At 61.0% G+C, this 21,494-nt stretch carries 23 protein-coding genes and 3 pseudogenes; 19 read left to right on the forward strand and 7 right to left on the reverse strand.

The genetic code is table 11. The features are described from left to right. Positions 1-8 precede the first annotated feature (8 nt). On the reverse strand, positions 9-353 hold the full coding sequence (locus tag AC0L2H_RS29380; protein ID WP_027046518.1) for a PLP-dependent transferase: 345 nt from the start codon (positions 351-353) through the stop codon (positions 9-11). Between the two features lie 320 nt (positions 354-673). On the opposite strand from AC0L2H_RS29380, the gene pdxR reads away from it, so the two are divergent. Then, positions 674-2,143 (forward strand): MocR-like pyridoxine biosynthesis transcription factor PdxR, encoded by a 1,470-nt coding sequence (pdxR, locus tag AC0L2H_RS29385; RefSeq protein ID WP_027046519.1) that lies wholly within the window; start codon positions 674-676, stop codon positions 2,141-2,143. A gap of 22 nt (positions 2,144-2,165) precedes the next feature. Here pdxR and AC0L2H_RS29390 read toward each other — a convergent pair. After that, positions 2,166-2,332: pseudogene (locus tag AC0L2H_RS29390) on the reverse strand (LysR family transcriptional regulator); the annotation flags it as partial. Positions 2,333-2,778: 446 nt separating this feature from the next. On the opposite strand from AC0L2H_RS29390, the gene AC0L2H_RS29395 reads away from it, so the two are divergent. The 6 genes from AC0L2H_RS29395 to AC0L2H_RS29420 all read left to right on the forward strand — a co-directional run bounded on the left by AC0L2H_RS29395 (position 2,779) and on the right by AC0L2H_RS29420 (position 5,536). Continuing rightward, positions 2,779-2,832 (forward strand): hypothetical protein, encoded by a 54-nt coding sequence (locus tag AC0L2H_RS29395; protein ID WP_269465811.1) that lies wholly within the window; start codon positions 2,779-2,781, stop codon positions 2,830-2,832. Continuing rightward, positions 2,829-3,488 (forward strand): chitooligosaccharide deacetylase NodB, encoded by a 660-nt coding sequence (nodB, locus tag AC0L2H_RS29400; protein ID WP_019856461.1) that lies wholly within the window; start codon positions 2,829-2,831, stop codon positions 3,486-3,488. Before AC0L2H_RS29395 ends, nodB begins: the two co-directional genes overlap by 4 nt. Before the next feature lie 253 nt (positions 3,489-3,741). After that, a complete protein-coding gene (gene fdxB, locus AC0L2H_RS29405) occupies positions 3,742-4,059 on the forward strand; it encodes a ferredoxin III, nif-specific (RefSeq protein ID WP_019856462.1) in 318 nt (105 codons plus the stop codon). Between the two features lie 38 nt (positions 4,060-4,097). Further along, positions 4,098-4,514, forward strand: a complete 417-nt coding sequence (locus AC0L2H_RS29410; protein ID WP_473593381.1) for an exopolysaccharide production repressor protein — start codon at positions 4,098-4,100, stop codon at positions 4,512-4,514. A 189-nt stretch (positions 4,515-4,703) separates the two neighbouring features. Beyond that, positions 4,704-4,979 (forward strand): hypothetical protein, encoded by a 276-nt coding sequence (locus AC0L2H_RS29415; protein WP_155249076.1) that lies wholly within the window; start codon positions 4,704-4,706, stop codon positions 4,977-4,979. Continuing rightward, positions 4,979-5,536, forward strand: a complete 558-nt coding sequence (locus AC0L2H_RS29420) for a transposase (RefSeq protein WP_019856465.1) — start codon at positions 4,979-4,981, stop codon at positions 5,534-5,536. Before AC0L2H_RS29415 ends, AC0L2H_RS29420 begins: the two co-directional genes overlap by 1 nt. Positions 5,537-5,879: 343 nt before the next feature. On the opposite strand, the pseudogene AC0L2H_RS29425 reads toward AC0L2H_RS29420, so the two are convergent. Next, positions 5,880-6,485 (reverse strand): annotated as a pseudogene (locus tag AC0L2H_RS29425) (transposase); the annotation flags it as partial. A gap of 335 nt (positions 6,486-6,820) precedes the next feature. On the opposite strand from AC0L2H_RS29425, the gene AC0L2H_RS29430 reads away from it, so the two are divergent. The 3 genes from AC0L2H_RS29430 to AC0L2H_RS29440 all read left to right on the forward strand — a co-directional run bounded on the left by AC0L2H_RS29430 (position 6,821) and on the right by AC0L2H_RS29440 (position 9,223). Beyond that, positions 6,821-7,444 (forward strand): FMN-binding negative transcriptional regulator, encoded by a 624-nt coding sequence (locus AC0L2H_RS29430; protein WP_019856468.1) that lies wholly within the window; start codon positions 6,821-6,823, stop codon positions 7,442-7,444. 25 nt (positions 7,445-7,469) lie between these two features. Further along, entirely contained in the window at positions 7,470-8,120 is a 651-nt protein-coding gene (locus tag AC0L2H_RS29435) for a LysE family translocator (protein ID WP_019856469.1), read from the forward strand. Positions 8,121-8,380: 260 nt separating this feature from the next. Beyond that, positions 8,381-9,223, forward strand: a complete 843-nt coding sequence (locus tag AC0L2H_RS29440; RefSeq protein ID WP_019856470.1) for a TIM barrel protein — start codon at positions 8,381-8,383, stop codon at positions 9,221-9,223. Positions 9,224-9,236: 13 nt separating this feature from the next. On the opposite strand, the gene AC0L2H_RS29445 is transcribed toward AC0L2H_RS29440, so the two are convergent. Continuing rightward, on the reverse strand, positions 9,237-10,181 hold the full coding sequence (locus tag AC0L2H_RS29445; protein WP_019856471.1) for a LysR family transcriptional regulator: 945 nt from the start codon (positions 10,179-10,181) through the stop codon (positions 9,237-9,239). Between the two features lie 128 nt (positions 10,182-10,309). Between AC0L2H_RS29445 and AC0L2H_RS29450 the strand changes: the two genes are divergently transcribed. Next, positions 10,310-10,813 carry a GNAT family protein gene (locus tag AC0L2H_RS29450; RefSeq protein WP_223217787.1) on the forward strand — a complete coding sequence of 168 codons (504 nt, stop codon included), beginning with the start codon at positions 10,310-10,312 and terminating at the stop codon, positions 10,811-10,813. A 90-nt stretch (positions 10,814-10,903) separates the two neighbouring features. After that, complete coding sequence (nolL, locus tag AC0L2H_RS29455; protein ID WP_051112815.1) at positions 10,904-12,034, forward strand: nodulation factor fucose acetyltransferase NolL; 1,131 nt, start codon at positions 10,904-10,906, stop codon at positions 12,032-12,034. Positions 12,035-12,060: 26 nt separating this feature from the next. Here nolL and AC0L2H_RS29460 read toward each other — a convergent pair whose 3' ends face one another. Next, positions 12,061-12,348 carry a GNAT family protein gene (locus tag AC0L2H_RS29460; protein WP_080643700.1) on the reverse strand — a complete coding sequence of 96 codons (288 nt, stop codon included), beginning with the start codon at positions 12,346-12,348 and terminating at the stop codon, positions 12,061-12,063. Here AC0L2H_RS29460 and AC0L2H_RS29465 point away from each other — a divergent pair. After that, positions 12,260-13,165 carry a LysR family transcriptional regulator gene (locus AC0L2H_RS29465; protein WP_019856474.1) on the forward strand — a complete coding sequence of 302 codons (906 nt, stop codon included), beginning with the start codon at positions 12,260-12,262 and terminating at the stop codon, positions 13,163-13,165. The two genes, AC0L2H_RS29460 and AC0L2H_RS29465, sit on opposite strands and share 89 nt — an antisense overlap. Before the next feature lie 700 nt (positions 13,166-13,865). On the opposite strand, the gene AC0L2H_RS29470 is transcribed toward AC0L2H_RS29465, so the two are convergent. Both AC0L2H_RS29470 and AC0L2H_RS29475 read right to left on the reverse strand, forming a co-directional pair. Then, positions 13,866-15,083 (reverse strand): MFS transporter, encoded by a 1,218-nt coding sequence (locus AC0L2H_RS29470; RefSeq protein WP_019856475.1) that lies wholly within the window; start codon positions 15,081-15,083, stop codon positions 13,866-13,868. Positions 15,084-15,140: 57 nt separating this feature from the next. Then, positions 15,141-15,584: pseudogene (locus AC0L2H_RS29475) on the reverse strand (RNA polymerase factor sigma-54). Between the two features lie 812 nt (positions 15,585-16,396). On the opposite strand from AC0L2H_RS29475, the gene AC0L2H_RS29480 reads away from it, so the two are divergent. The 6 genes from AC0L2H_RS29480 to rlxS all read left to right on the forward strand — a co-directional run bounded on the left by AC0L2H_RS29480 (position 16,397) and on the right by rlxS (position 21,348). Next, positions 16,397-16,645: a hypothetical protein gene (locus AC0L2H_RS29480; protein WP_155765427.1), complete on the forward strand. Its 249-nt coding sequence runs from the start codon at positions 16,397-16,399 to the stop codon at positions 16,643-16,645. A gap of 569 nt (positions 16,646-17,214) precedes the next feature. Then, complete coding sequence (locus AC0L2H_RS29485; RefSeq protein ID WP_019856479.1) at positions 17,215-17,538, forward strand: DUF736 domain-containing protein; 324 nt, start codon at positions 17,215-17,217, stop codon at positions 17,536-17,538. A 163-nt stretch (positions 17,539-17,701) separates the two neighbouring features. Continuing rightward, positions 17,702-17,971, forward strand: coding sequence for a helix-turn-helix transcriptional regulator (locus AC0L2H_RS29490; protein ID WP_006328932.1), 270 nt, complete (start codon positions 17,702-17,704; stop codon positions 17,969-17,971). Next, a complete protein-coding gene (locus AC0L2H_RS29495; protein ID WP_019856480.1) occupies positions 17,968-18,516 on the forward strand; it encodes a S26 family signal peptidase in 549 nt (182 codons plus the stop codon). The genes AC0L2H_RS29490 and AC0L2H_RS29495 overlap by 4 nt, the downstream gene beginning before the upstream one ends. Further along, positions 18,504-19,187 carry a lytic transglycosylase domain-containing protein gene (locus tag AC0L2H_RS29500; RefSeq protein WP_019856481.1) on the forward strand — a complete coding sequence of 228 codons (684 nt, stop codon included), beginning with the start codon at positions 18,504-18,506 and terminating at the stop codon, positions 19,185-19,187. Before AC0L2H_RS29495 ends, AC0L2H_RS29500 begins: the two co-directional genes overlap by 13 nt. Before the next feature lie 190 nt (positions 19,188-19,377). Continuing rightward, complete coding sequence (gene rlxS, locus AC0L2H_RS29505) at positions 19,378-21,348, forward strand: relaxase/mobilization nuclease RlxS (protein WP_019856482.1); 1,971 nt, start codon at positions 19,378-19,380, stop codon at positions 21,346-21,348. Positions 21,349-21,494 lie beyond the last annotated feature (146 nt).

Genomic DNA, 21,494 nt, shown 5'->3' on the forward strand with positions numbered 1-21,494 from the left:
CGAATCGGTCACCTTCCGTGCTTATTGCTGCCAATGAGCATCCCGACCATAACGCCATTGCGGATTTCGCCGGCGCTTTCTTTCTTCAGGAAATCGAGGACCTGTTGGTCAAGCTCACCCGGGCGGTTAGCGTTCGCGATCCGGACATCTGTTTCGGGCAATCGCTTGATCGGGATGCGAGTCGAGGAAGGGGAGCTCACCCAAGCCACGGCCGAATGCCCCACGGGCACCTGCGCGATCGCAAGCGCCGTGGTGCTGTGCCATTCGATGCGAAGCGTGAGAGTCTTCTTCAGCCCGCGCAGAACCAGGAAGGCCGACATGGGCGAGAGCGCCGCGCCGGTGATGTTGCGCATGCCCGTTTCGTACAGGGTGTGGAGGGTTTCCGCGTCGCCGAGGATTGCACCGCCAAGGCGGCGGCCTCATTCGCCGCAACGCTTTCGAGCGTAGGTCGAGCTCAGGAAGACGAGTGGTTGAACCGCATCGGGAAAGCCAGCCGGATCGTAGCCGTGATGGATCGCACGGGTAGCGAAGCCGAATTTGGCCTCGTTCGCAGACTGTGCCAGTTCAGTCTTGGGTTGGTGGGCAGTCGGGCATCGACTTCAGACGTGCTCTTGGCTTTCGGAGGGAGTGGCTGCAAACTGGCTCATATGAAATGTCCAAACGGCAGAAGAAAATGGTCCAGTCTCCAGGTCCCGGTGCTTCAACCCGCTCGCATGGCATGGGGGCGCGTCAAATCTACGAAGCGCTTCGCGAGCAGATACTCCGAGGCATCTACGACACCGGCAGCCAACTGCCGTCCTCCCGGGGTCTCGCCGAGGAACTTGGAGTCTCACGAACGACCGTCACCGTCGCTTACGAGCAGCTGGCCGCGGAAGGTTTCATCGACATCCGTCAAGGCGCGCGCCCTCGTGTCGCATCCTCACTGGTCGCACATGAGCTAACCGCCAATCCCCCAAAACGGGTCGGCCCGGACCACTTGTCAAGCTATGGCGAACGGCTGCGTGGCACTCCGCGCTGGCCCAATTACCTGCCGAACCCGCTGAAGGTCGATTTCCGATATGGCGTCCTGGCGCCCTCCGATTTCCCCGCATCGGCTTGGAAGCGCGCGATGAACGCGGCGATGGCGCAGCGGCCGGCACGGCTCGCCTATGACGATCCATGCGGTTCGCGCCGGCTCCGTCAGGCGCTTCAGGGCTATCTCTGGCGCGCCCGTACCGTGCGCTGCAACCCCGAGCAGATCGTCATCGTCAATGGTTCGCAGCAGGGCCTCGATCTCTGCGCGCGCCTGCTGCTCGATCCAGGCGACAGCTTCGTCATCGAGGACCCCTGCTACAGGATGGCGCGCCAGGTCTTTGCCAGTACAGGTGCCACGCCCGTTCCCGTCGAGGTTGACGATCACGGCATGCAGACGGAGCAACTGGCGGGGGTCACGGCCCAGCTGGCCTATGTGACGCCCTCGCATCAGTTTCCGCTCGGCGGCGTCATGCCGATCGCGCGGCGGCATCAGCTTCTGGAATGGGCCCGGGAGCAGGGCGCCTATGTCATCGAGGACGACTACGACAGCGAATATCGCTACGACATCAGCCCCGTTCCCCCGCTGCATAGCCTCGAGGATCATGGGGCGGTCATCTATCTCGGCACCATCTCCAAGACGCTCTCGCCGATGCTGCGCATCGGTTATCTCGTCGTCCCGGAGGAATTCCAGCAGGTTTTCGAAACAGCCAAGCAGTTTGCCGATCGGCATTCTCCGGTGGCGGGGCAGGACTCATTGGCCTCTCTGATCGAGAGCGGCGGCTATGAAAGCCATGTGCGCCGCGTGCGCCGCGTTAACGGCGAACGCCGGGAGGTATTGCTGACCACGCTGAAGCGGAGTTTTTCAGATCGGATAACCGTCCAGGGAGCAGAGGCTGGACTGCACGTCGTCATATGGTTCAACGACCTGCCGCAATCGCGTGAGACGGCGTTGGTCGAAGCCGCCCAATACGCCGGTCTGGGTCTGCACCCGATTTCGCCGCTTTATCATTGGCAGTCGGGAGCAGGCGAAGCCGACCGCGTCGGGCTTGTCATGGGCTATTCCGCCTTGAGCATCCGGCAGATCGAAAAAGGCGTCGAGATGCTGCGGGACGTCGTCGCTCAACTCTGAGATGTTGACGGTTCCGCACGCGGGTTAGAACACATTCGCGGCCGCTCATCGTAAACAGTTCATCGTTGAAACTTATTGCGCAGCCGGGCGACGGCCGCGCTCATGGCCGCCTGACTTAGGTTGCTGGTGCTTGCCGCCGCCGTGAAGTTGCGCGCGGTCAGCAGTGCATCGAGCCGACAGGAGGTTCAGATCAAAGCCTTTGTCTCATCTATCCGCAAGGTGGATGCTTGTCATCGAAACAATCGATTTTGCCGATTGGACACAGCGTCGTATTGAGAATTCAAGGATGCAGCCCTAAGGGGATTGTCGATGTATGCGTTGGCTCCGAGGAGCATTTTCTGGTGTGTGCCTCCTGGTCTGCGCCGAACATTAAGCGAGCCGATCCCCTTTTCGACCAGGTACGTCGGTGATCGGCGCAAGCTGCATCGCGTCGGCTCGTCGCCACAAGCTCCCCCAAGTAGCGTAGGCGCCTACCTTAAGGATCAACTCGCTGCGGAATCAACTTAAGAGGTTCTGCAGAGACGGCCTGGCGACCATTGTGTCGGCGTTCGCATAGGGTCCCACTCAGAAGTTCAGTATCTCGACCTGCCGCCTCGCGCGGGGAGGACGTGCTCGTCGTGCCGATTGCGCGGCCGATGAGCGAATGGCCGATCGGTACAACAATTGACCGGAAAGGTCCGGAGCTATGAAACATCTTGATGACAGCTGGGAGGTGCAGAGTGAGTGCGCTGACGGCACCGGCCGTCGCAGCGTTTATCTGACGTTTGACGATGGTCCCGATCCATTTTTCACACCACAGATACTCGATGTGCTGGCGCAAAATCGAGTGCCAGCGACTTTCTTCGTCATTGGTGCCTACGCCGCCGAGCACCCGGATCTCATCCAGCGAATGATCGCGGAAGGGCATGAGGTAGGCAACCACACCATGTCTCATCCGGATCTGTCCAAATGCGGCTTGGGCGAAGTGCAACGTGAGGTATTCGAGGCGAACCAGGTCATCATGCTAGCCTGCCCACAGGCCTCGATCCGCTACATTCGCGCGCCATACGGCGCCTGGAGCGAAGAAGTGTTCACTGCGTCAGAGATCGCGGGGCTGGCGGCCCTCCATTGGTCGATAGACCCAAGAGACTGGTCGCGCCCCGGCACCGACGCGATCGTCGATGCAGTGCTCGCCTCGGTACGGCCAGGCGCAGTCGTGCTCTTGCACGACGGATGCCCTCCCGATGAGGCGAGACGGAGCACTCATGCCAGTCTGCGCAACCAGACCGTTATGGCGCTGTCCAATCTGATTCCTGCATTAGAGGCCTGCGGATATGAAATTCGCTCGCTTCCAGAACATCACTGAAATGCGAGATCCTGTGGACCTGCTTTCCCAGCCAGTACCTGTGTCGTCTCGCTTATGAAGGCTTACAGGCCGGTTTACGCCCTGCGGACAAGCACTGCATCGACACCGGACGAACTGGTCGGCTCCGACCGTTGGCTAGACGTTTGTTGCCACCTGCTACAACCGAGATCAAGGCGGTCGCCAGGAAAGCCTTCGAGATTTTTACCGAGTTGGATGCGGCAAAGGAAGAACTCGCGGCTTTGGAGAATTCACAATGACGGGCGCTTTTGTCACCCGCGACGGCTCACCATGGACGCCACACTATCTCACGGCGATCGATGGCGCGTCCTGCATCGGCTGCGGCCGCTGCTTCAAGGTCTGCTCGCGCGAGGTCATGCATCTTTACGGCGTGGATGACGCTGGTGAAATCCTCGGCGCCTGCGACGGCGGTGACGACGATTTCGATGGTGAGCTCAATCGCATGATCATGGTTGTCGACCGTGCCGGCCGCGGCATTGGCTGCGGAGCCTGCGGCCGCGTCTGCCCAAAGAACTGTCAGACCCATGTCGCGGCCGACCAGATCGCAGCATGAATTGCATGATTTGACGAGACAATCTCAGGAGAACGGCATTGCGCCTCATCAACTTTTGTCGGCTCCTCGGGCTGGTCCTGTGCGGCAACGCTGTGACGGTTTACTTCGTCTCGCATTCGTTCCGTCTAGCAGTCGTCACGACGCTGGGCTGTTCGCTACTTCTTCAGCTGGGCTATTTCGCAAGTGTGCTCTTTCTGATTTGGCGATCCAGCTGCGCTGGCAAAGCCGGGCAAGGGGCTGGGCTTTTCGACAGGTCACAGGAAGTTCGGTACCAGTCGCGCGACGATGACGAGGGTGAAGTCCTAAACTTGCTGGAAACTCAGGGAGGGGTGCATCCTTTGCCGAGGAATCAAAAACCCATGCCGGTTGGCGCCGGCATCAGCAAGGAGGCACCCCATGACGACGAGAGTACCCGCATCGATGCGCACCCGCCAATCCCTTTCCGACCTGATTGAAGGGCGTCTTTCCACACCGACGGGGCGTTCGGAGCTGATGAAGCTTGCGACCCTCCTGATTGTGGCAGGAAGCACTGGAGGGGGAGAGCCGGGATGCGGTCGGGCGAGACTATTACGAGCACGGAGCTGAGGCCGGCCAGGGTTACCATAACGGCGTGCGCAGCGGGCGCCTGAAGACGGCGGAAGGCTTTGGAATACTCTGCCCCGCAGGTGGCGGGCCGGGACGCGCCGTTTCGCTCCGAGATCCGCGATCATCTGAAAGGCCGCACCGAGGCGCTCGAGGCGGTGGAACTGCTGGCGCGCGGCCTTTCGGTGCGCGACATCGAGGACGCCTTCAAGGACGAGAGCGGCCGGCTGCTGTTGTCGAAGACGGCGGTCAGCGAGATCGGCGAGCTGTGGGCGGCGCGAGCCGGTGCTGGCGGCCTGGGGCTTCAGGGCCTCCGGCCAAGCTACTGCTGCATCTGATGGCCGGCTCCAAGGAGGATGCCGAGACAGTGAGCGCCTTCCTTTGCGCGGCCGCGGGCTCGGCGATCCGCTGCTTGTCGTGTCTGACGGGCGGCATCATCAAGGCGATCGAGACCTGCTTCCCGCGCTCGGAGCGTCAGCGCTGTCTTGCGCATCGAATGCGCAATCTCGTCGCCAAGGTGCCGGAAGACAGCTGGCCGGAGTTCAAGGCCCGCGCCACCGCCGCATACCAGGCGCCCTCGCGGGCCATTGCGCGCGACCCGGCCGCCGGAGTGGTGAAAGATTACGAGGCGGAATTGCCGAGCGCGATCGCCTGCTTCATGGACGATTTCGAGGCCTGTATCGCCCACCTGAGAATGCCGATCACCCACCGCCGCGCGATCCGCACGACCAATCTACTCGAGCGCTTATTCGTCGAGGAGCGGCGCCGCCCGCTACTATCCTCCTATCACCATACCGTGCCGGGCAATGCGCTTGTGGGCCTACACGAGAGCCTTTCCCGTCTGTTTGGGAAAAGAATTCGAGATCGCTCGGACGCGGCACCGCGCCGTCCGTGAACGGCTGGACGGTATTGCAAGGGCGCGGCGTAGTCTTCGTTGTAGCCAAGGAGCACCGACCCGCCGCAGCTGAACAGGGTTGGATCCCGTAGCCTTCGGCGAGAGCTGGGTCCTAGCCGGGTTTATGCACGGCGCTGAAGGTTTGGCGGCCTGAGGTGGTGATCTGGTCGCCGTTTCGGTTGTTTTTGACAAGCTGCTTGGGCGCCGGCGGTGATCCGTCGTGATGGAAGGCGGGGGTTTGCAGGTGCGGTCGGCGGTTCGTTCGGGGCGTTGGCGCCCCGTCGGCTACGTCACGAGCCGCGGAATGCGATCAAGGACGAAGCGGGGTGGGGGCGGACTTCTGCCCACTCGGCCGCTTGGCCGGCCGCAGAGCCGCACCGACGAAGCGGCCATCGCCATCGAACACCACTATCGGCTGGAAGCCGTACTCGTCGTGATGGGCATTGAACAGGCGAAGCTGCTGGCCGCCATGCACGGCATCAAACGTGTTGTCGATATCCAGCACGATCCGCTTCGGCACCTGCCGGAAGCGCAGTAAAGATGGACCATCGCCCGGCCCATAGCGACCAGCTCCCGCATGCCGGGCAGGTTCTCCAGCCGGTCAGCGTCGACTGTGAGGCCAGATCCCGACCCGAAGGCAGCGCATCCTGGGCCATCTTGAAGGCCGGATCGCAGCCAACCGGTTGGCGTCGTTGCCATCCTCATAACCGGCGGCGATCATCTTCATGCGGAAGCCGATCATATCGGCCACGCTGTGGACGATCTGGTCCGGGCAGCGCGGATCATCGATGCAACGCGCCAGACGGTCAGCCACACGCAGCCGTTTCTCCACCTCGGCTAGAGCCAGAACCCCACCGTTGGACGACAGCATGCCGCCGTCGAAGCGGGCGACGACGGCCTTGCCGCCCACAGATGACAAACCGCTCAGCGGCAGCGTAAGATCATTCATGGCGGGTGTGGTCTCCGGAAATGATTCGGATCGGCCTTAGCAACCAAATCCTACGTCATTTCAACGGCTTGCACCACATCCGCCAACCTGCCCTGAATTTTCCAGGCTAGGCAGCCGTCACCGTTATGTGGCTACGCCCCACCACTCGGCTGCGACGGACCGCAGGTCGTCCCCGGCTCGCACGCCCCCTGTGTGGATCTGATCCTTGATCGTCACGAACGATCCGTCCCGCAATGCCATCTTTCACCAACTGGACCACATCAATAGCTTCTGACTGGCTGTTTCCAACAGGCCAGCTCGCCAGTATCTGACCTGGTAACGCAAGGAGTTTCGCGATGTACATCCCTCCCGCTTTCCGCGACGACGACAAGGAGTGCCTGCGCGCGACCATCCGTGCGGCGCAGCTGGCGAACTTCGTTACCGTCACGGCAGTAGGGCCGCTCTCAACGCCACTGCCCCTCTTCCTTGACGAGAGCGAGGGCGAGCACGGCGTGATCTACGGGCATCTAGCGAAGGCCAATCCCCAGTGCCATGTTCCGCCGCTGGGCGAGGGCTTGGCCATCTTCATGGGGCCGGACGCTTACGTGACGCCGGCATGGTATGCGACCAAGCGGGAAACCGGGAAGGTCGTTCCGACCTGGAACTACATCGCCGTCCACGCCTATGGACCGGTCGAGTTCTTCGAGCATGCGGGAAGACTGCTGGACGTGGTGAATCGTCTGACCGACCACCACGAGAGCGAGCGCGCCTCGCCTTGGGCGGTGTCGGACGCGCCGCCGGATTTTGTACAGGCGCAACTCCGCGGAATCGTCGGCCTGCGCATGCCGATCACGAGGCTGGAAGGCAAGCGCAAAGTGAGCCAGAACCGCAACGCGGCCGATCGCGCCGGCGTGGCCGCGGGCCTTGCGGCGAGCGAGCGGGCATCTGACCGCGAGATCGCCGCTCTCATCCCAGAATAATCATGACTTCGTCGGAATCGACATCATGTCAGAACTGACCCCACTCGCCCTGTACCTCGCCGCGGCCTCCGTGCTCGCCATCACGCCCGGTCCGGGCATCTTCTACGTTGCCGCGCGTACGCTTGCCGGCGGTCGTGCGGAAGGTATCGCTTCCAGCTTAGGCACGGGGTTGGGGGGCATGATCCACGTCCTCGCCGCAAGCTTAGGTGTTTCCGCGATCGTGCTCGAGAGCTCGGAACTGTTCTCCGCACTAAAGCTGTTCGGCGCCGTCTACCTCGTCTGGCTCGGCTTTCGCACCTTTCAAGCAGCCCGCCGCAAGGGACCGACTGGCAGCAATGACGGCCCCGCGGTGGGGCCAGTCGGACCCCGGCGGGCGTTTCGTGAAGGGGTGATGGTCGAGGCGCTCAACCCGAAGACGGTAGTCTTTTTCCTCGCCTTCATTCCGCAGTTCGTGAATCCGAGCGCAGGGCTTGTAGCTCTGCAATTCGCGGCGCTTGGCTCCGTGTCGATTGCGCTCAACACGCTCGCCGACATCGTGGTTGCCTTGGTGGCTAGCGGCATTCAAGACGGCGCGGCCGCGCGTCCCGGCTTGATCCGCCGCCTGAGGGAGGCGTCGGGCGGCGCGATGATCGCGCTGGGCGTCGGCCTCGCTCTGGCGAAGCAGCCTGCTGCCTGACTTTGAAATCCGATCGGTTGGGCATCTTTCCGGGTTGGCGGGTTCTTGCGGAGTAGCTGGATGGCTGCGAGCCAGCTTCGGTCTTGCACCCATTCAGGTCATCTCTCCGGAGGCGCGGCACCACCCGTTGCGTGAAAGTCCGCTCGTAGATGAGAGAAAATACAGTGTGAGAGAAACGTGAGTTCGACTGACTCGCCTGCCTCATACCCATCATTTCAGCCCCTGCGAATCCACGCACGGTAGAAGCCAGTCAGCCGAGAATGACGGCCGTTTCATGGAAGGAAAGCCAAGCCATGCGCCAAGCATCGCCCCGCTTTGCACTCGATCACATGGCGACGCCCGGACTTGACGTCAGGGCACTTTTCGCTTTTGCCCGTGACCAGGGACTGACCGATGTCCAGATCCCCCGACTGTGCAGCAATGCTATTGCACGCGGCATGCCGACGGCTGACGTCCGGTCTGCCGCCGCCGAAGCAGGCGTTGGGATTATTTCCGTCAATGCCTTACAGCGCTTCAACGAGTGGACTCCCGGCCGCAAGGCTGAGGCGAGCAAGCTCGCCGATTATGCCGCGGCCTGCGGAGCCAAGACGCTCATGCTGGTGCCGGTCAACGACGGCACGTGGCCCGCCAATGGCGAGCGCCAAGGCAATCTCCGGGTCGCCTTGAAAGCGCTCAAGCCGATCCTTCAGTCGCGCGGTCTGATCGGTCTCATCGAGCCGTTGGGCTTCCAGACCAGCTCGCTTCGATCGAAGAACGAAGCGGCTAAGGCCATCGCCGCCATTGATGGCCAGTCCGTCTTCCGCCTCGTGCACGACACGTTCCATCACACGCTCGCCGGGGAGACGTTCTTCTCCTGCGACCTGACTGGTCTCGTGCACGTTTCAAGCGTGAACGATCCGATCCACTGGATTTACCCGGATCGCGTGCTAGTCGGTTCCGACAATGGCAGTCAGATCCGGGCGCTGCTTGATGGCGGCTATGCGGGCCCCTTCTCATTCGCTCCGTTTGTCGACGCAGTCCACCCGCTGGACGACCTCGCAGGCGCACTTGCCGCGAGCATCGACCTCGTCCGACACGGGCTATTCGCGCAAGTGCCGGTGTGAAACACTGGAGTAATTAGGAGTGCCTGCGACCCCTTTTGGGGTCCTGCGGAGAAGTCATTCGAGACGCCTCCTGTAACAATATCTCTCGCATCCAGATGCTTGCCGGATCACTGTTGTGAAGGGCGGGCCATAGGACGGCCTCGGTGAATGCGGGAAGCGGCAGCGGAAGTTCGATGATCCGCAGGGGAAAGGTTGTTTTGAAATGCTGAACCAGCCGTAAGGGCATCGTCGCAATACGAGCTGTGCCTGAGACCATCGGCGGGATCATGCTAAAGGCCTGGACGATAACCTCGACACGTCTCTTGAGACCGTGCTCAAGCAAAAACCGTTCCTCGATGGAGGGCTTCAGCGTCCGTCCGAACTTGACCGCAACGTGCCTCATCGACATGTATCTCTCGAATGTAAGCTGCCCTGGCAGTTGCTTGTTCGTGGAGCAGCCGACGCACACGAGCGTGTCGTCGAACAGCGCCGCTCTTGGATGCGCGCTCGACATGAACAATTCTGGAAAAATTAGAAAGTCGACGTCACCGCGCCGGAGGAGCTCATCGGGGTCGTCGTCGACGGGCAGCAATTCGAAGCTGACGGCGGGTGCTTCGCGTGCAACACGCTCCACGACCTTTTCAAAAAACACGAGTGTGGCAAAATCGGAAAGAATGATCCTGAAGCGGCGATCGGATTGAGCCGGATTAAACGGATCCAAAGAAATAATCGAGCACTGGATCTGCAGGAGTGCGCCGCGAACTGCGGGGGCGAGTGTTTCCGCGCGCGGGGTCAGAACACGTTCACGGCCGCTCGTCGTAAACAGTTCATCATTGAAATAGTTGCGCAGCCGGGCGACGGCCGCGCTCATGGCCGGCTGACTTAGGTTGATGCTGCTTGCCGCCGCCGTGAGGGTACGCTCGGTCAGCAGTGCGTCGAGCACGACGAGAAGGTTTAGATCAAGGCCTTTGAAGCGCATTGCCTTTCACTTATCCATAGCGTGAATGTTCGCGATCTAAACAATCGATTTTACCAAACTTTCAACGCCCTGCATAGATGACCGCACCTGACATGCACCCGATCACGCCACTGCTTGTGTAGCGTGTGGTGGGAAATGACTTGCAAGTAGGCGGTCATGTCGAACTCTCCGCCTTCTTCCGAAAGGCCTATGGGCGACAGGGGCTTTCAGGCGGTTGCAGCTGGGCCGGTGCAGGGCCCAAGGTTCGCGCAATCGGCTCTGATGTGCACGGCGTAGCGGCTTATTTGGACCTGCTGCGCCGTTTCAGCACGGTTGGCGAGGTTAATTTCTTGGTAAGCGAACGCGGATTGTCCAGGGTGCATCCGGATCTTGAGAGACTCGGAATGAGCCATTCTATCCGCGTCATGCGTCCGACGCCGCAGCAGCTTGGCATTGCATTCGCTTTCGGCACGGCTCGGTACCCGCTGCGGAACCATATTGAGAGGCTCTGCAGAGACGTCTGGCGACCAGGGTGCCGGGCGTTCGCGTGGCCACACCTCATCGCAACCGCCCCTGCGCTCGACGTTTGCGAGCAGGCACTGGGTTTTCGTCCGCTCGGTTGCAGCCGGTCGGCCCTCGATACCACGCCGTGATCCGCGTGAATTTCGATCCTTGCACCGAAACTGGCGCTCGCCGTACCCAGAAACGGCAAGCAGCAACCGCAACAAATAGGCTGGAGTCTGATGCTTGATCACATAACAGTCGGAGCGAAGGGACGCGGCTTGCATCCAGCAGAGACAAACAACCGAAATCTAAGCTTTGATTTCGCCAAAGGTATACTCATTACTTTGGTGGTGGTCGGGCACTTGTTACAATACTGTATCTATCGAGGCACTGAAGCCTTCTGGCTGTCGCCGTATTTCAAGTCTATCTACATATTTCATATGCCCCTCTTTATGGCGATAAGCGGATATCTTTCTTCTGGGGCAATTTTTCGAAAATCATTCAACCAAGGCATCGGTGATCGGGCAACGCAGTTATTACTGCCAATGCTTTTTTGGTGTGTGTTAATTTGGGCGTTAAAGTCCGCAGTGAGTTTTCCTACGGAGAGTTTTACTAAAGGATTGTTAGATTTGTCGACAGAGGTAGTTGGAACATACTGGTTCATATGGGCAGCTTTTATTTCGTTCTTTCTAATTAGACTCCTTACAACTTTCAGTCGTCTATCGATATGGATCATAGGCCTATCTGCAATTGTTGTCGCACTTGCCCCCGTCACATTCTCAATAACACCGTTGTTAAGATACACTTACCCGTTTTATTGCCTGGGGTTCCTGTGTGCCCAGTCGGCCGGATGGCAGAACAGTATCATCTGGCGCAACAAATCGATTTCGCTGGGCTTGCTTTCGATATCGGCTTTTATATGCTTCCTTTGGTGGGGAAAGGATACTTACGCTTACAACAATCTTGTTTTAATTGAGGATGGAAAATCATTCAAACAAGTATTCCTGATGTTCGCTGGCTCTGCGGCGGCTTCTGCTGTGGCAATGCAGTTTATGTTCCAATGCTGGAGGCTAGTTTATTCAACTAGAATGGCTCACTTTGTCGCGGTGGAGCTTGGTCAGAGCACGCTGCTGCTTTATCTGGTCCAGGGTGCCGTGTTTCGCCTCATGGATTTGATAAACTTTGGAGACGTCTGGGATCTCACCACCAGAATCGCGTTCGCTAGTGCGGTTGGAGTGGCGATTGTCGTTATAGCCATGGCAATTCGCAGGGTTACGCGCGACCTTGGATATGTGTCGCGGATCGTTGTCGGAGCCCCGCCGCGTCCAAGTCTGCCCAAATCTCAATCTGTAACCAATTTAGCCACGTGAAAATTCGCATCTGCAATCAACATGTTTCATAGCTCCGGACCTATCCGATCGACTGTTGTACCGGTCGGCCATTCGCTCATCGGCCGCGCAATCCCCTCAACTACGACGAGTACGTCCTCCACGCTCGTGCGCGGCAGGTCGAGATACAACGCCTCTGCGGGGGACCGTAAGCGAGTGCCCACAATGGTCGCGATGACAAGCAACCCCGTTACGGACAGATGAGGCATGCGTTTCAAAGGCCTTGATCTGAACCTTCTCGTCGTGCTCGACGCACTGCTGACCGAGCGCAACCTCACGGCGGCGGCAAGCAGCATCAACCTAAGTCAGCCAGCCATGAGTGCGGCCGTCGCCCGGCTGCGCAACTATTTCAACGATGAACTGTTTACGATGAGCGGCCGTGAACGTGTTCTGACACCGCGCGCGGAAACACTTGCTCCCGCAGTTCGCGGCGCACTCCTGCTTATCCAGTGCTCGATTATTTCTTGGGATCCGTTTAATCCGGCTCAATCCGATCGCCGCTTCAGAATCATTCTTTCCGATTTCGCCACACTCGTGTTTTTTGAAAAGGTCGTGGAGCGTGTTGCACGCGAAGCACCCGCCGTCAGCTTCGAATTGCGGCCGCTCGACGACGACCCCGATGACCTCCTCCGGCGCGGTGACGTCGATTTTCTGATCCTTCCGGAATTGTTCATGTCGAGCGCGCATCCAAGAGCGGCGCTGTTCGACGAGACATTCGTGTGCGTCGGCTGCCCCACGAACAAGCAACTGCCACGGCAGCTTACATTCGAGAGATACGTGTCGATGAAGCACATTGCGTTCAGGGTCGGCCGCGCGCAGATGCCATCCATCGAGGAACGGTTTTTGCTTGAGCATGGTCTCAAGAGACGTGTCGAGATCATCGTCCAGGCCTTTAGCATGATCCCGCCGATGGTCTCAGGCACAGCTCGTATTGCGACGATGCCCTTACGGCTGGTTCAGCATTTCAAAAAAACCTTCCCCCTGCGGATCATCGAACTTCCGCAGCCACTACCCACGTTCACCGAGGCCGTCCAATGGCCCGCCCTTCACAACAGTGATCCGGCAAGCATCTGGATGCGGCAGATAATGTTGCAGGAGGCATCCCGCATGTGAAGTCGCGGGCTACCATGACGAGGCGCAGCGCGTCCCGCTCACCCTCCCCAAGCATGGCCGCGCGTCGGTTGTCGTCGTTTCGGCCGAGATCTTCGAGCGGCTGATAGCCCGGGATGACCCACGCCGCGCCTACGCCGCCGCGAGACGCCGACGTTGCTGGCCAATGTCCTTGTGACTGAGCTTGACCGCCAGTCGGCCGAATACGAGGCCGGAAAGAATGACTGACCGCTTTTCCGAGCGTTCGATCGTCTCGCTGGCCTGGCGCTGGCCGCGTGACGAGGGGCGAGAGAATGCCGAAAAGGATCGGCCCGTCTGCCTCCCGATCACAGTTCGAGATCTGAGCGTGAGAGCATAGACCGCACGCTCTGACGGTTAGCAAGCGGCCGTTGTGGCCCACGTAGCGTGTTCTCGCCTGTTGGAGGATCTTTCAAATGCAGGTGGTTACCCACACTACAGCGACATTGTCGCCGTGCCAAAGCGGTCGACGGCGAGGCGGTGCGCTTCGGTCCGGCACTATTAGCTTCTCTCGTCGGCACCATCGGTCGAAACGCCGCCGCCGAGCGAATCCACCTGGACAACAACATCCGATCGCACAGAGACGAAGCCTGCAACCGACCAAAATCGTCCGCAGGATCGCAGCGCGCTGCTGATGCGATTGCATCTTTTTCAGCGTGCACTGAGGGCCGCTCTGTCAGCCGGTCTAGGGTTCGCGCTTCGGGCCGAGCAAGAACGCCGTCAGGGCGGCGAGGAACGAGGCGACGGCGCTATAGGCAAAGGCACTGGCAACGCCGGCATTGTCCACCAGCAGTCCGCCGATAATCGCGCCGGCTGCGATGGCCACTTGGAACGTTGCGGCCATCAGCCCACCGGCGCTTTCGGCCTGCCCGGGAGCGGCGTGCAGCACCATCCATGTCTGCAGTCCCACCGGCACCGCGCCGAAGGCAAAGCCCCATACGGCAACCGCAATCGCCGTGGACCAGGCCGATGCCCCCAGCATCAGCAGCGAGACAGCGGCCATCGCTATGAGCAGGGGCGGCAGGGCCGCCACTGCCTTGAGGCTGTGCTCGGCTAGGAATCCGCCTGCCAAATTGCCGAAGAAGCCGCAGATGCCAAAGGCGAGCAACAGGAGCGAGATCGTCTCGATATTGAGCGCGGGAAACTTCTCGAGGAAGGCGCGGATATAGGTGAAGCCGGCGAAGTGCCCGGAGGCGACCAGCAGGACGACCAAAATCGCGACTTTGATCATCGGATTCTTGGCCACATCCAGCAGACTGCGGAAGCTGGCCACTCCGATCGGAGGCAGCCTCGGAATGGTCATGAGTTGCACTAGCAGTGTAACGGCGCCGACGACTGCAGCGATCATGAAGGCGGTTCGCCATCCCCAAATGTCGCCGACATAGGCGCCGATTGGAGCCGCGCAAACGGTAGCGACGGTGACGCCGGTGAGGATGATCGACATGGCCCGCCGCAGGAGGTGACTTGGAACGAGCCGCATCGCCAGCGCTGCCGAAATCGACCAGAAGCCTCCGAGCGCTATGCCGAGCACGACGCGGGCCGCCAGGAGAAACGACAGCGACCCCGCAACGGCCGACAGAACATTCGACAGGATGAGCAGCAGCGTCATCGCCCACATGACAATCCTGCGGTCCAGGCGCTTTGTGATGATGGCCATCGTCGGCGCCGAGATCGCCCCGACAATGGCGGTCATTGTCAGCGCCTGTCCAGCTGCACCCTCGGTGATGCCGAGATCATGCGCGAGCGGCGTCAGCACGCTGGCAGGTAGAAACTCTGCCGTCACAAGCCCGAAGGTGCCTAACGCAAGCGCAATAACCGCACCCCATGCGGGACCAGACCGTTGATCTGGCTGTTCTGGGTCATGCAGAACTCCGTCCATGAAGGCTGTCGCAGATTCGGTCATGAACAGGGTCTCCAGTCTGGATGCGCTGCAACATCGGGCTAGCTGCGTTGACCCGCATTATCGCCAGAAGCGCCTTTCCCCGCGGCGCTGCAAGGAGGAGGGGATGTTCATCGCTTCGCGATATTTGACGGTGCGGTGCGCAATATTGTGGCCGTTTCCTTGAGCCGGACGACGATGTCATCGTCGGAAAGCACGTCATCTGCGATTCTCGGCGATCATCGCCCAAGCTTCGACCGGGTGCGAGTCGCCACCTTGGGAGGAGGCGCTCGCGACGTTGAAAAAATAATTCGGTTCGAACACGCCGCGCGGGGTCAGCATGTATGTGTTCGACTTTACCCGGCTTACCGTTGACTGAGGCACTTTGATCGCGTCGGCGACAGTTTTGAGACCGAGAGGCCGCACTTCGACGCTGTGTTCCAAAAAGGCATGCTCCTGGCGCAGGCGGATAAGCGACAATTGGGCGAGCACCACGCCTTGGTCCGTCAGTCTCGAACCACCCATCGCAAACCCGGAGCAGGGACGTCTGGAGGGGACGTTCGGCGCAAACGTGCTCCCTGGGCGCTTGCATGGAACTTCGCGGTTTTGCCATGGGTCAGTTTATAGCTTTCTACGTGCCTTGATGGGCTCTAACGGATAACAGCAAGCGTTATGCCATTTCACTTGAAGGCACCGATCCGGACTATCTTTTGCCGAATCCCTGTCGGCTTGAGCAGGGGCGCCGTGCCTGGACCGAGTCCGAGTGCGCCGCAAATCGCTTAGGCACCCGGATCGAGCAAAGGTGCTGTACTGTCGGAGTGATCAGAAGACGAAACCGTTCCGGACGGGCCGAGCCGATGCATTGCCGCATGCCGGCCGGCACCGCATCGAGCACGTAAGGCTTTGTCTATAGCGTGTAATTGCGTGCGCAGGATTGCTGCGTCGAGGAAGGTCTTCGACACCTTCTAGCTCTTCAGCACGGATCGCGCCGGTCTCCACGCGGCAAGGATTGAGTTCGGCTGGGCGTCACGGGGTTTGCATGATTGAGATTCCTTGATTTGCTCCCTCGTGCGCCTATCCGAAAACATTGTTGTGTCCGTAGGCGGACAAGAATGTCGCACGCGCGACCAAAAGATCGCCACGGCCGGCCTGCCGGTACGGTGGCCATCTTCGGGAACCGGTGGAGCAATACCCTTCCTCGTCGACTTCGGATGCGGGCTCAGCTGTGCCCGCCGCGCCGCTACGAACGACGCTGACCTTGGCGGATGGCAGACGCTTGAGGCCGGCAGCGCCGTGGTCGAAGCGGTCGGCAATCATCCGAATGTCGATATGGGCGCATGGTGGAAGCCAGACGATATCCTCTTCGATCTCTTGCGCGACAAGGAATTGCTAATTCCATACTCGCCGATGTCGCCGGCAAACATATCGCGGACGCCCATCGCCGAGAAGGTCAAGACCAGCAGAAGATCATCTGCGACTTCCTGTCGGGCGAGAACGGTCGCGAGAAAAGCGACAACTGGCTGCCGCGCCGGAGAATTCCCGGCCGAAAACCACACGAAACGCTGCGGCTTCCGCACCGCCGATAATGGGCCGACGCCCGGCCGCTGTTTACCTCCGAATGAGTCCGACATGCCGAGACGGTTCGTCGATAGCCGCGGGTTTGCGCCTATCCGGGGCGCGTTGGCTGCACGTTCCGCCCCCTTGGACCCCGCATCCGGCTCTAAATCCGGCCGCCAAAGCTCGCCCTTGCCAGCGCGCGATTGCCACGCCGAGATGCCTGCTGGGGCTCCCGGTGCACGGGCACATTAATCGATCCCGGCACGGTGTTGAGTGTTCGGAACCCGCTGCACGTTGTTCCGATCGCTTGTTGTGCTCACTCGATCACGCGCCCTGTCTCCACGCGTCTTGAGGACCATTCCCCTGCGGCTGGCTCATTGACCTATGGGCGGTTCCAGCCCGCCCGAAACCTTCGCCACCAGCTTTTTTCCCCGCCGCGTGACGCGGCTTCCTCGCGCCGCTTCGCTTCAAAAAAGCTGCCCGCTCGGGTCCTTCGCTGCCGCTGCGGCCCTGCCGGGTTCGGGCGGTCCGGACGCGCCCATCACGGTCCGCCATCGCAGGGGAATGGTCCCCGGCGACAGCAAAAGGAGACAGGAAAATGACCGCGATCGGTTACGTCAACAAGCAGGAAAACGGCAGCTACAAAGGCCAGCTCAGGACGCTCAGCGTCCGCGCCGACATCGACATCGTGCCCAATCGGAGCAAGTCCGCCGACAACCATCCCGACTTCCGGGTGCTGACGCAGGGGGTCGAGGTCGGCGCGGGCTGGATCCGAACCGGGGAGACTTCCGGCAACGACTATGTGAGCTTGTCCATCGCCGCACCGGAGTTCGGTCCGCGCAAGCTCTACGCCAATCTCGGCCGCGCCGCCGGCCAAGATGATCACGACACCTACGCCGTCATTTGGAACCCGGCCGACTGACCGGCCGGCTCAAGCCCTCGCGCCGCAATTCGGCGCGGGGGTTTCCCGCCGACGCTCGCCCGAAGGGGTGGCGAAAACTCCCACCCGACTCTTCGCCCGTCCCCACGACGACTTCGTTCGCCGATCCTCGCGGTCGCTTGTCCGAAGCGAAACGAGGACCATCATGGACGACGAAAACGACCGCGCGGCCCGCGCCAAGAAGGGCAGTCCGTTTCTGAACACCGCGCAGGCTGCCTTCTATATCGGCCTGTCCCAGCGCACCCTGGAAAAGATGCGGCTGACCGGCGGCGGCCCGAAATACCGCAAGCACGGCCGCTATGTCCGCTACCACATCGACGAACTCGACGACTGGTCGAAAGGCCGCCCGCCAGAACCCGGCTCCGACGATGACAAGGGCGGGTCCGGCTCAGCCGACGAGGGAGCCCGCTCATGAGCCAGCGGCCTTCCATCCATCTGATCGGCAGCCGTTTGCGGCGCGTTCAGGCGCGCAAGGCAATCGTTATCGCTGCCATTGGCCTGAGCCTGACAGGCTTCACGGCGCTCCCAAAGCCGTCTCCCTTGCTGGTCTGGAACGCCTCGGCTAGCGCGCCGGTCGGTCTCTATCGCGTTGGGTCTGCCACGCCTGCGCGCGGCGATCTTGTGCTCGCCCGCCCGCCTGGCTTCGTTGCCTATCTCGCCGACCAACGCGGTTATCTGCCTCGCAATATACCGCTGGTGAAGCGTCTCGCCGCGCTGCCGGACGAGCATGTCTGCGCCTTCACGAATGCCATCATCATCGGCGACGAGATCGTCGCCCGTCGGCTAAAAATCGACACGCAAGGCCGTCCGCTGCCCTGGTGGAACGGCTGCCGAGCGCTCGCCCATGACGAGGTTTTCCTGCTCGGCAACGCAAAAAATCACTCCTTCGACAGTCGCTATTTCGGGCCGGTGCCGGCCGAAAACATCATCGGGAGGCTGGTGCCGCTATGGACCGAGTGACCCTCCTGATGCTCGGCATGATCGCCCTCGCGCCATGCGCCTGTTCCTCCTCGACCGGCGCTGAGCCAGCCGTCATCTCCCGAAGTCCGCAGCTGCAACGATGGCGGCCCTTCGTATCGGAAGCAAGCGCACGCTTCCACATTCCCCAGGCCTGGATTTGCGCCGTCATCGAGGCCGAAAGCCGCGGCAAGACCGTCCTCGATGGCCGCCCCATCACCTCCCGCGCCGGCGCCATGGGTCTTATGCAGGTGATGCCCGGCACCTATCAGGAGATGCGCGTCGAGCACGGTCTGGGAGCCGACCCGCACGATCCGCGCGACAACATCTTGGCCGGAACCGCCTATCTCAGCGCCATGTATGAGCGTTTCGGATTCCCGGGCCTGTTTGCCGCCTACAACGCTGGACCCGAGCGCTATGAAGGCCATTTGAAGCTTCGAAGGCCGCTGCCGAAAGAGACCGTTGCCTATCTGAAACAGCTTGAGGCGACGGGGATTTCGGCGGCCGACATGAACGAATTCAAAGGCCAATCCGCGACTTCAAAGGGGCGGAACGCTCTCTGCGGGCGCTCTTTGTTCTTCCGTCGCGAGGGCGTTCGCGCCGGGGAAAGGAATGGCGATCTGTTCGTGCCGCTCGGCAGGGATCTCGCGCGGCCAAAGAAGCCAAATGGCTAGCGATGTTGAGGGCATCCGAGAGGGGCCAAGGGCACAAAAGGCCGGATGCCTAAGGCAAGATAAAGGCACCGCCTCCACGAGGCGGTCAAGTCTTTGTCTGCACATCGTTTTTGCCGGAGGCTCCCTCCAGCATCAGGAGAGCAGGGTAGCGCAAGTGGCTGATTTGACTCTGTAACGGCCGGAGGCTGCCATGCAGGATGATGAATTCCGGCCGAAGCTCGGCAAAATCGGCTCCCGCGGCTCCAAGGCCGGCAAACGCTATGCCGGGCAGGTCCGGGCAGCGATCAACAGAGCGGGTGGCAAGGCCCAGCGCGGCGGTCGCTTCACCGGAAGTCGGGCAGGGCGCGGCGGGGCGGCGGCCGCGCTGCTCAAGTCACGCGACCGGTATGCTGCTTTTCGGCAGCGGCGGGTGATGGTCAAGGCGCGGATTGTGAAGCTGGCCGGCAAGGGTGCGGACGGAGCGCGTGCGCATCTGCGCTACATCCAGCGCGATGGCGTCACCAGGGAAGGCGCGCCTGGCGAGCTCTATGGCGCCGACAGGGACCATGTCGACGGCAAGGACTTCCTCGAACGCGCAGATGGCGACCGCCATCAGTTCCGCTTCATCGTCGCACCGGAAGACGGCATCGAGTATGACGACCTCAAGCCACTCGCCCGGCGGCTGATGGCGCAGATGGAAGAAGACCTCGGCACCAGGCTCGACTGGGTTGCCGTCGACCATTTCAACACTGGCCATCCGCACACCCACATCATCGTGCGCGGCAAGGACGACCTTGGCGAGAATCTGATCATCGCGCGCGAGTATATTTCGAGCGGCATCCGCGAGCGGGCGGCCGAACTGGTCAGCCTCGATCTCGGTCCGCGCACCGACCGCGAGATTGAACAGCGCTTGCGCCAGGAAATGGAGCAGGAACGCTTCACGAGTATCGATCGGCAACTGCTGCGCATGCGCGATGATGAGGGACTTGTTTCGGCGGACGGCCGCGACGCTTTTCGCCAGACGCTGCATCAAGGCCGTCTGCGCAAGCTCGAGCGCATGGGTCTGGCCGAGGAAGTCGGCCCGAGCCGCTGGCACCTCGATGGCGAGCTCGAAGCCATATTGCGCCGCATCGGCGAACGCGGCGACATCATCAAGGCCATGCAGCGCGAGCTGGCCGGCAAGGGGCTCGCCCGCAGTGCCGCCGAATGTGTGATCCACCGTCGATCCGGCGAGCCGGTCGAGCCTGTCATTGGCCGCGTTGTCGCGCGTGGACTGGCCGACGAGATCACTGACCGGCATTACCTGATCGTCGACGGCGTCGACGGCAAAGGCCATTGGATCGACATCGGCAGAGGCGAGGCGATAGAACCGACGGCCGACGGCTGTATCGTGCGTGTCACGCCGCGGAACACCGAACCCAGACAAGTCGACCGTACGATCGCCGAGATCGCCGCCGCGCATGGCGGCCGTTACAACGTCGACATGCATCTGAAGCATGATCCGTCGGCCACTGAAAGCTTTGCCGGAACGCATGTCCGCCGGCTGGAGGCGATCCGGCGCGCCACTGCTGGCGTGGAGCGCGAGCCGGACGGAACCTGGGCCATCGCGCCCGATCATCTCGAACGTGTGTCGCACTACGAGCGTCAGCGGGCCAGGGCCGAGCCTGTCGTCGTAGGCAAACTCTCATCGATGCCGCTGGACAAACAGGTTGGTTTCGACGGCGCCACCTGGATCGACCAAGAGCTGGTTTCCGATAGACCTGAGGCATCGGGCAACTCTGGCTTCGGCCGTGAAGTACGGGAGGCGCAAGCCCGGCGGCGGCAATGGCTGATCGCGCAAGGCCTAGCGCATGAAGAGCAGGACCGGATCGTCTATCGCGCCAACATGATTTCGATCTTGCGCCAGCGCGAGCTGAACCGGGTTGCCGGTCAAATGTCGGCTGAACTTGGTCTGCCCTATGCCGAAGCCCAGACCGGAGATCGTATAACGGGTACGCTGCGTCGATCGATCGAACTTGCCAGCGGCAAATATGCCGCCATCGAGAAGGCGCGCGAGTTCACGCTGGTGCCATGGCGGCCGGTGCTCGAGCCTCACATCGGCAAGGAGGTGTCCGGGATTATGCGAGGAGAGGGGATTTCATGGACCATCGGCCGGCAGAGGAGTGGGCCGAATGTTTCGTGACATAACTGCACGAAATCTTCGTCCCGGCTGCGTGAAGGTGCACTGTCGAGAACTGATTAGTTAGCCAACTATCTTATGAAGGGCGGAAGTAGATAAAAGTTAAATGACTGATAATGCAACATTATCGTTCGTTATTCTGATCCGAC

Source organism: Mesorhizobium sp. WSM4871 (assembly GCF_055811295.1).

What these genes read in the sequence shown, in the direction of transcription:
- AC0L2H_RS29380 (WP_027046518.1), bottom strand. Translation starts at nt 353, where the DNA reads ATGCGCAACATCACCGGCGCGGCGCTCTCGCCCATGTCGGCCTTCCTG.
- pdxR (WP_027046519.1), top strand. Translation starts at nt 674, where the DNA reads ATGGTCCAGTCTCCAGGTCCCGGTGCTTCAACCCGCTCGCATGGCATG.
- nodB (WP_019856461.1), top strand. Translation starts at nt 2,829, where the DNA reads ATGAAACATCTTGATGACAGCTGGGAGGTGCAGAGTGAGTGCGCTGAC.
- fdxB (WP_019856462.1), top strand. Translation starts at nt 3,742, where the DNA reads ATGACGGGCGCTTTTGTCACCCGCGACGGCTCACCATGGACGCCACAC.
- AC0L2H_RS29420 (WP_019856465.1), top strand. Translation starts at nt 4,979, where the DNA reads ATGGCCGGCTCCAAGGAGGATGCCGAGACAGTGAGCGCCTTCCTTTGC.
- AC0L2H_RS29430 (WP_019856468.1), top strand. Translation starts at nt 6,821, where the DNA reads ATGTACATCCCTCCCGCTTTCCGCGACGACGACAAGGAGTGCCTGCGC.
- AC0L2H_RS29435 (WP_019856469.1), top strand. Translation starts at nt 7,470, where the DNA reads ATGTCAGAACTGACCCCACTCGCCCTGTACCTCGCCGCGGCCTCCGTG.
- AC0L2H_RS29440 (WP_019856470.1), top strand. Translation starts at nt 8,381, where the DNA reads ATGACGGCCGTTTCATGGAAGGAAAGCCAAGCCATGCGCCAAGCATCG.
- AC0L2H_RS29445 (WP_019856471.1), bottom strand. Translation starts at nt 10,181, where the DNA reads ATGCGCTTCAAAGGCCTTGATCTAAACCTTCTCGTCGTGCTCGACGCA.
- nolL (WP_051112815.1), top strand. Translation starts at nt 10,904, where the DNA reads ATGCTTGATCACATAACAGTCGGAGCGAAGGGACGCGGCTTGCATCCA.
- AC0L2H_RS29465 (WP_019856474.1), top strand. Translation starts at nt 12,260, where the DNA reads ATGCGTTTCAAAGGCCTTGATCTGAACCTTCTCGTCGTGCTCGACGCA.
- AC0L2H_RS29460 (WP_080643700.1), bottom strand. Translation starts at nt 12,348, where the DNA reads ATGCTGCTTGCCGCCGCCGTGAGGTTGCGCTCGGTCAGCAGTGCGTCG.
- AC0L2H_RS29470 (WP_019856475.1), bottom strand. Translation starts at nt 15,083, where the DNA reads ATGACCGAATCTGCGACAGCCTTCATGGACGGAGTTCTGCATGACCCA.
- AC0L2H_RS29480 (WP_155765427.1), top strand. Translation starts at nt 16,397, where the DNA reads ATGGTGGAAGCCAGACGATATCCTCTTCGATCTCTTGCGCGACAAGGA.
- AC0L2H_RS29485 (WP_019856479.1), top strand. Translation starts at nt 17,215, where the DNA reads ATGACCGCGATCGGTTACGTCAACAAGCAGGAAAACGGCAGCTACAAA.
- AC0L2H_RS29490 (WP_006328932.1), top strand. Translation starts at nt 17,702, where the DNA reads ATGGACGACGAAAACGACCGCGCGGCCCGCGCCAAGAAGGGCAGTCCG.
- AC0L2H_RS29495 (WP_019856480.1), top strand. Translation starts at nt 17,968, where the DNA reads ATGAGCCAGCGGCCTTCCATCCATCTGATCGGCAGCCGTTTGCGGCGC.
- AC0L2H_RS29500 (WP_019856481.1), top strand. Translation starts at nt 18,504, where the DNA reads ATGGACCGAGTGACCCTCCTGATGCTCGGCATGATCGCCCTCGCGCCA.
- rlxS (WP_019856482.1), top strand. Translation starts at nt 19,378, where the DNA reads ATGCAGGATGATGAATTCCGGCCGAAGCTCGGCAAAATCGGCTCCCGC.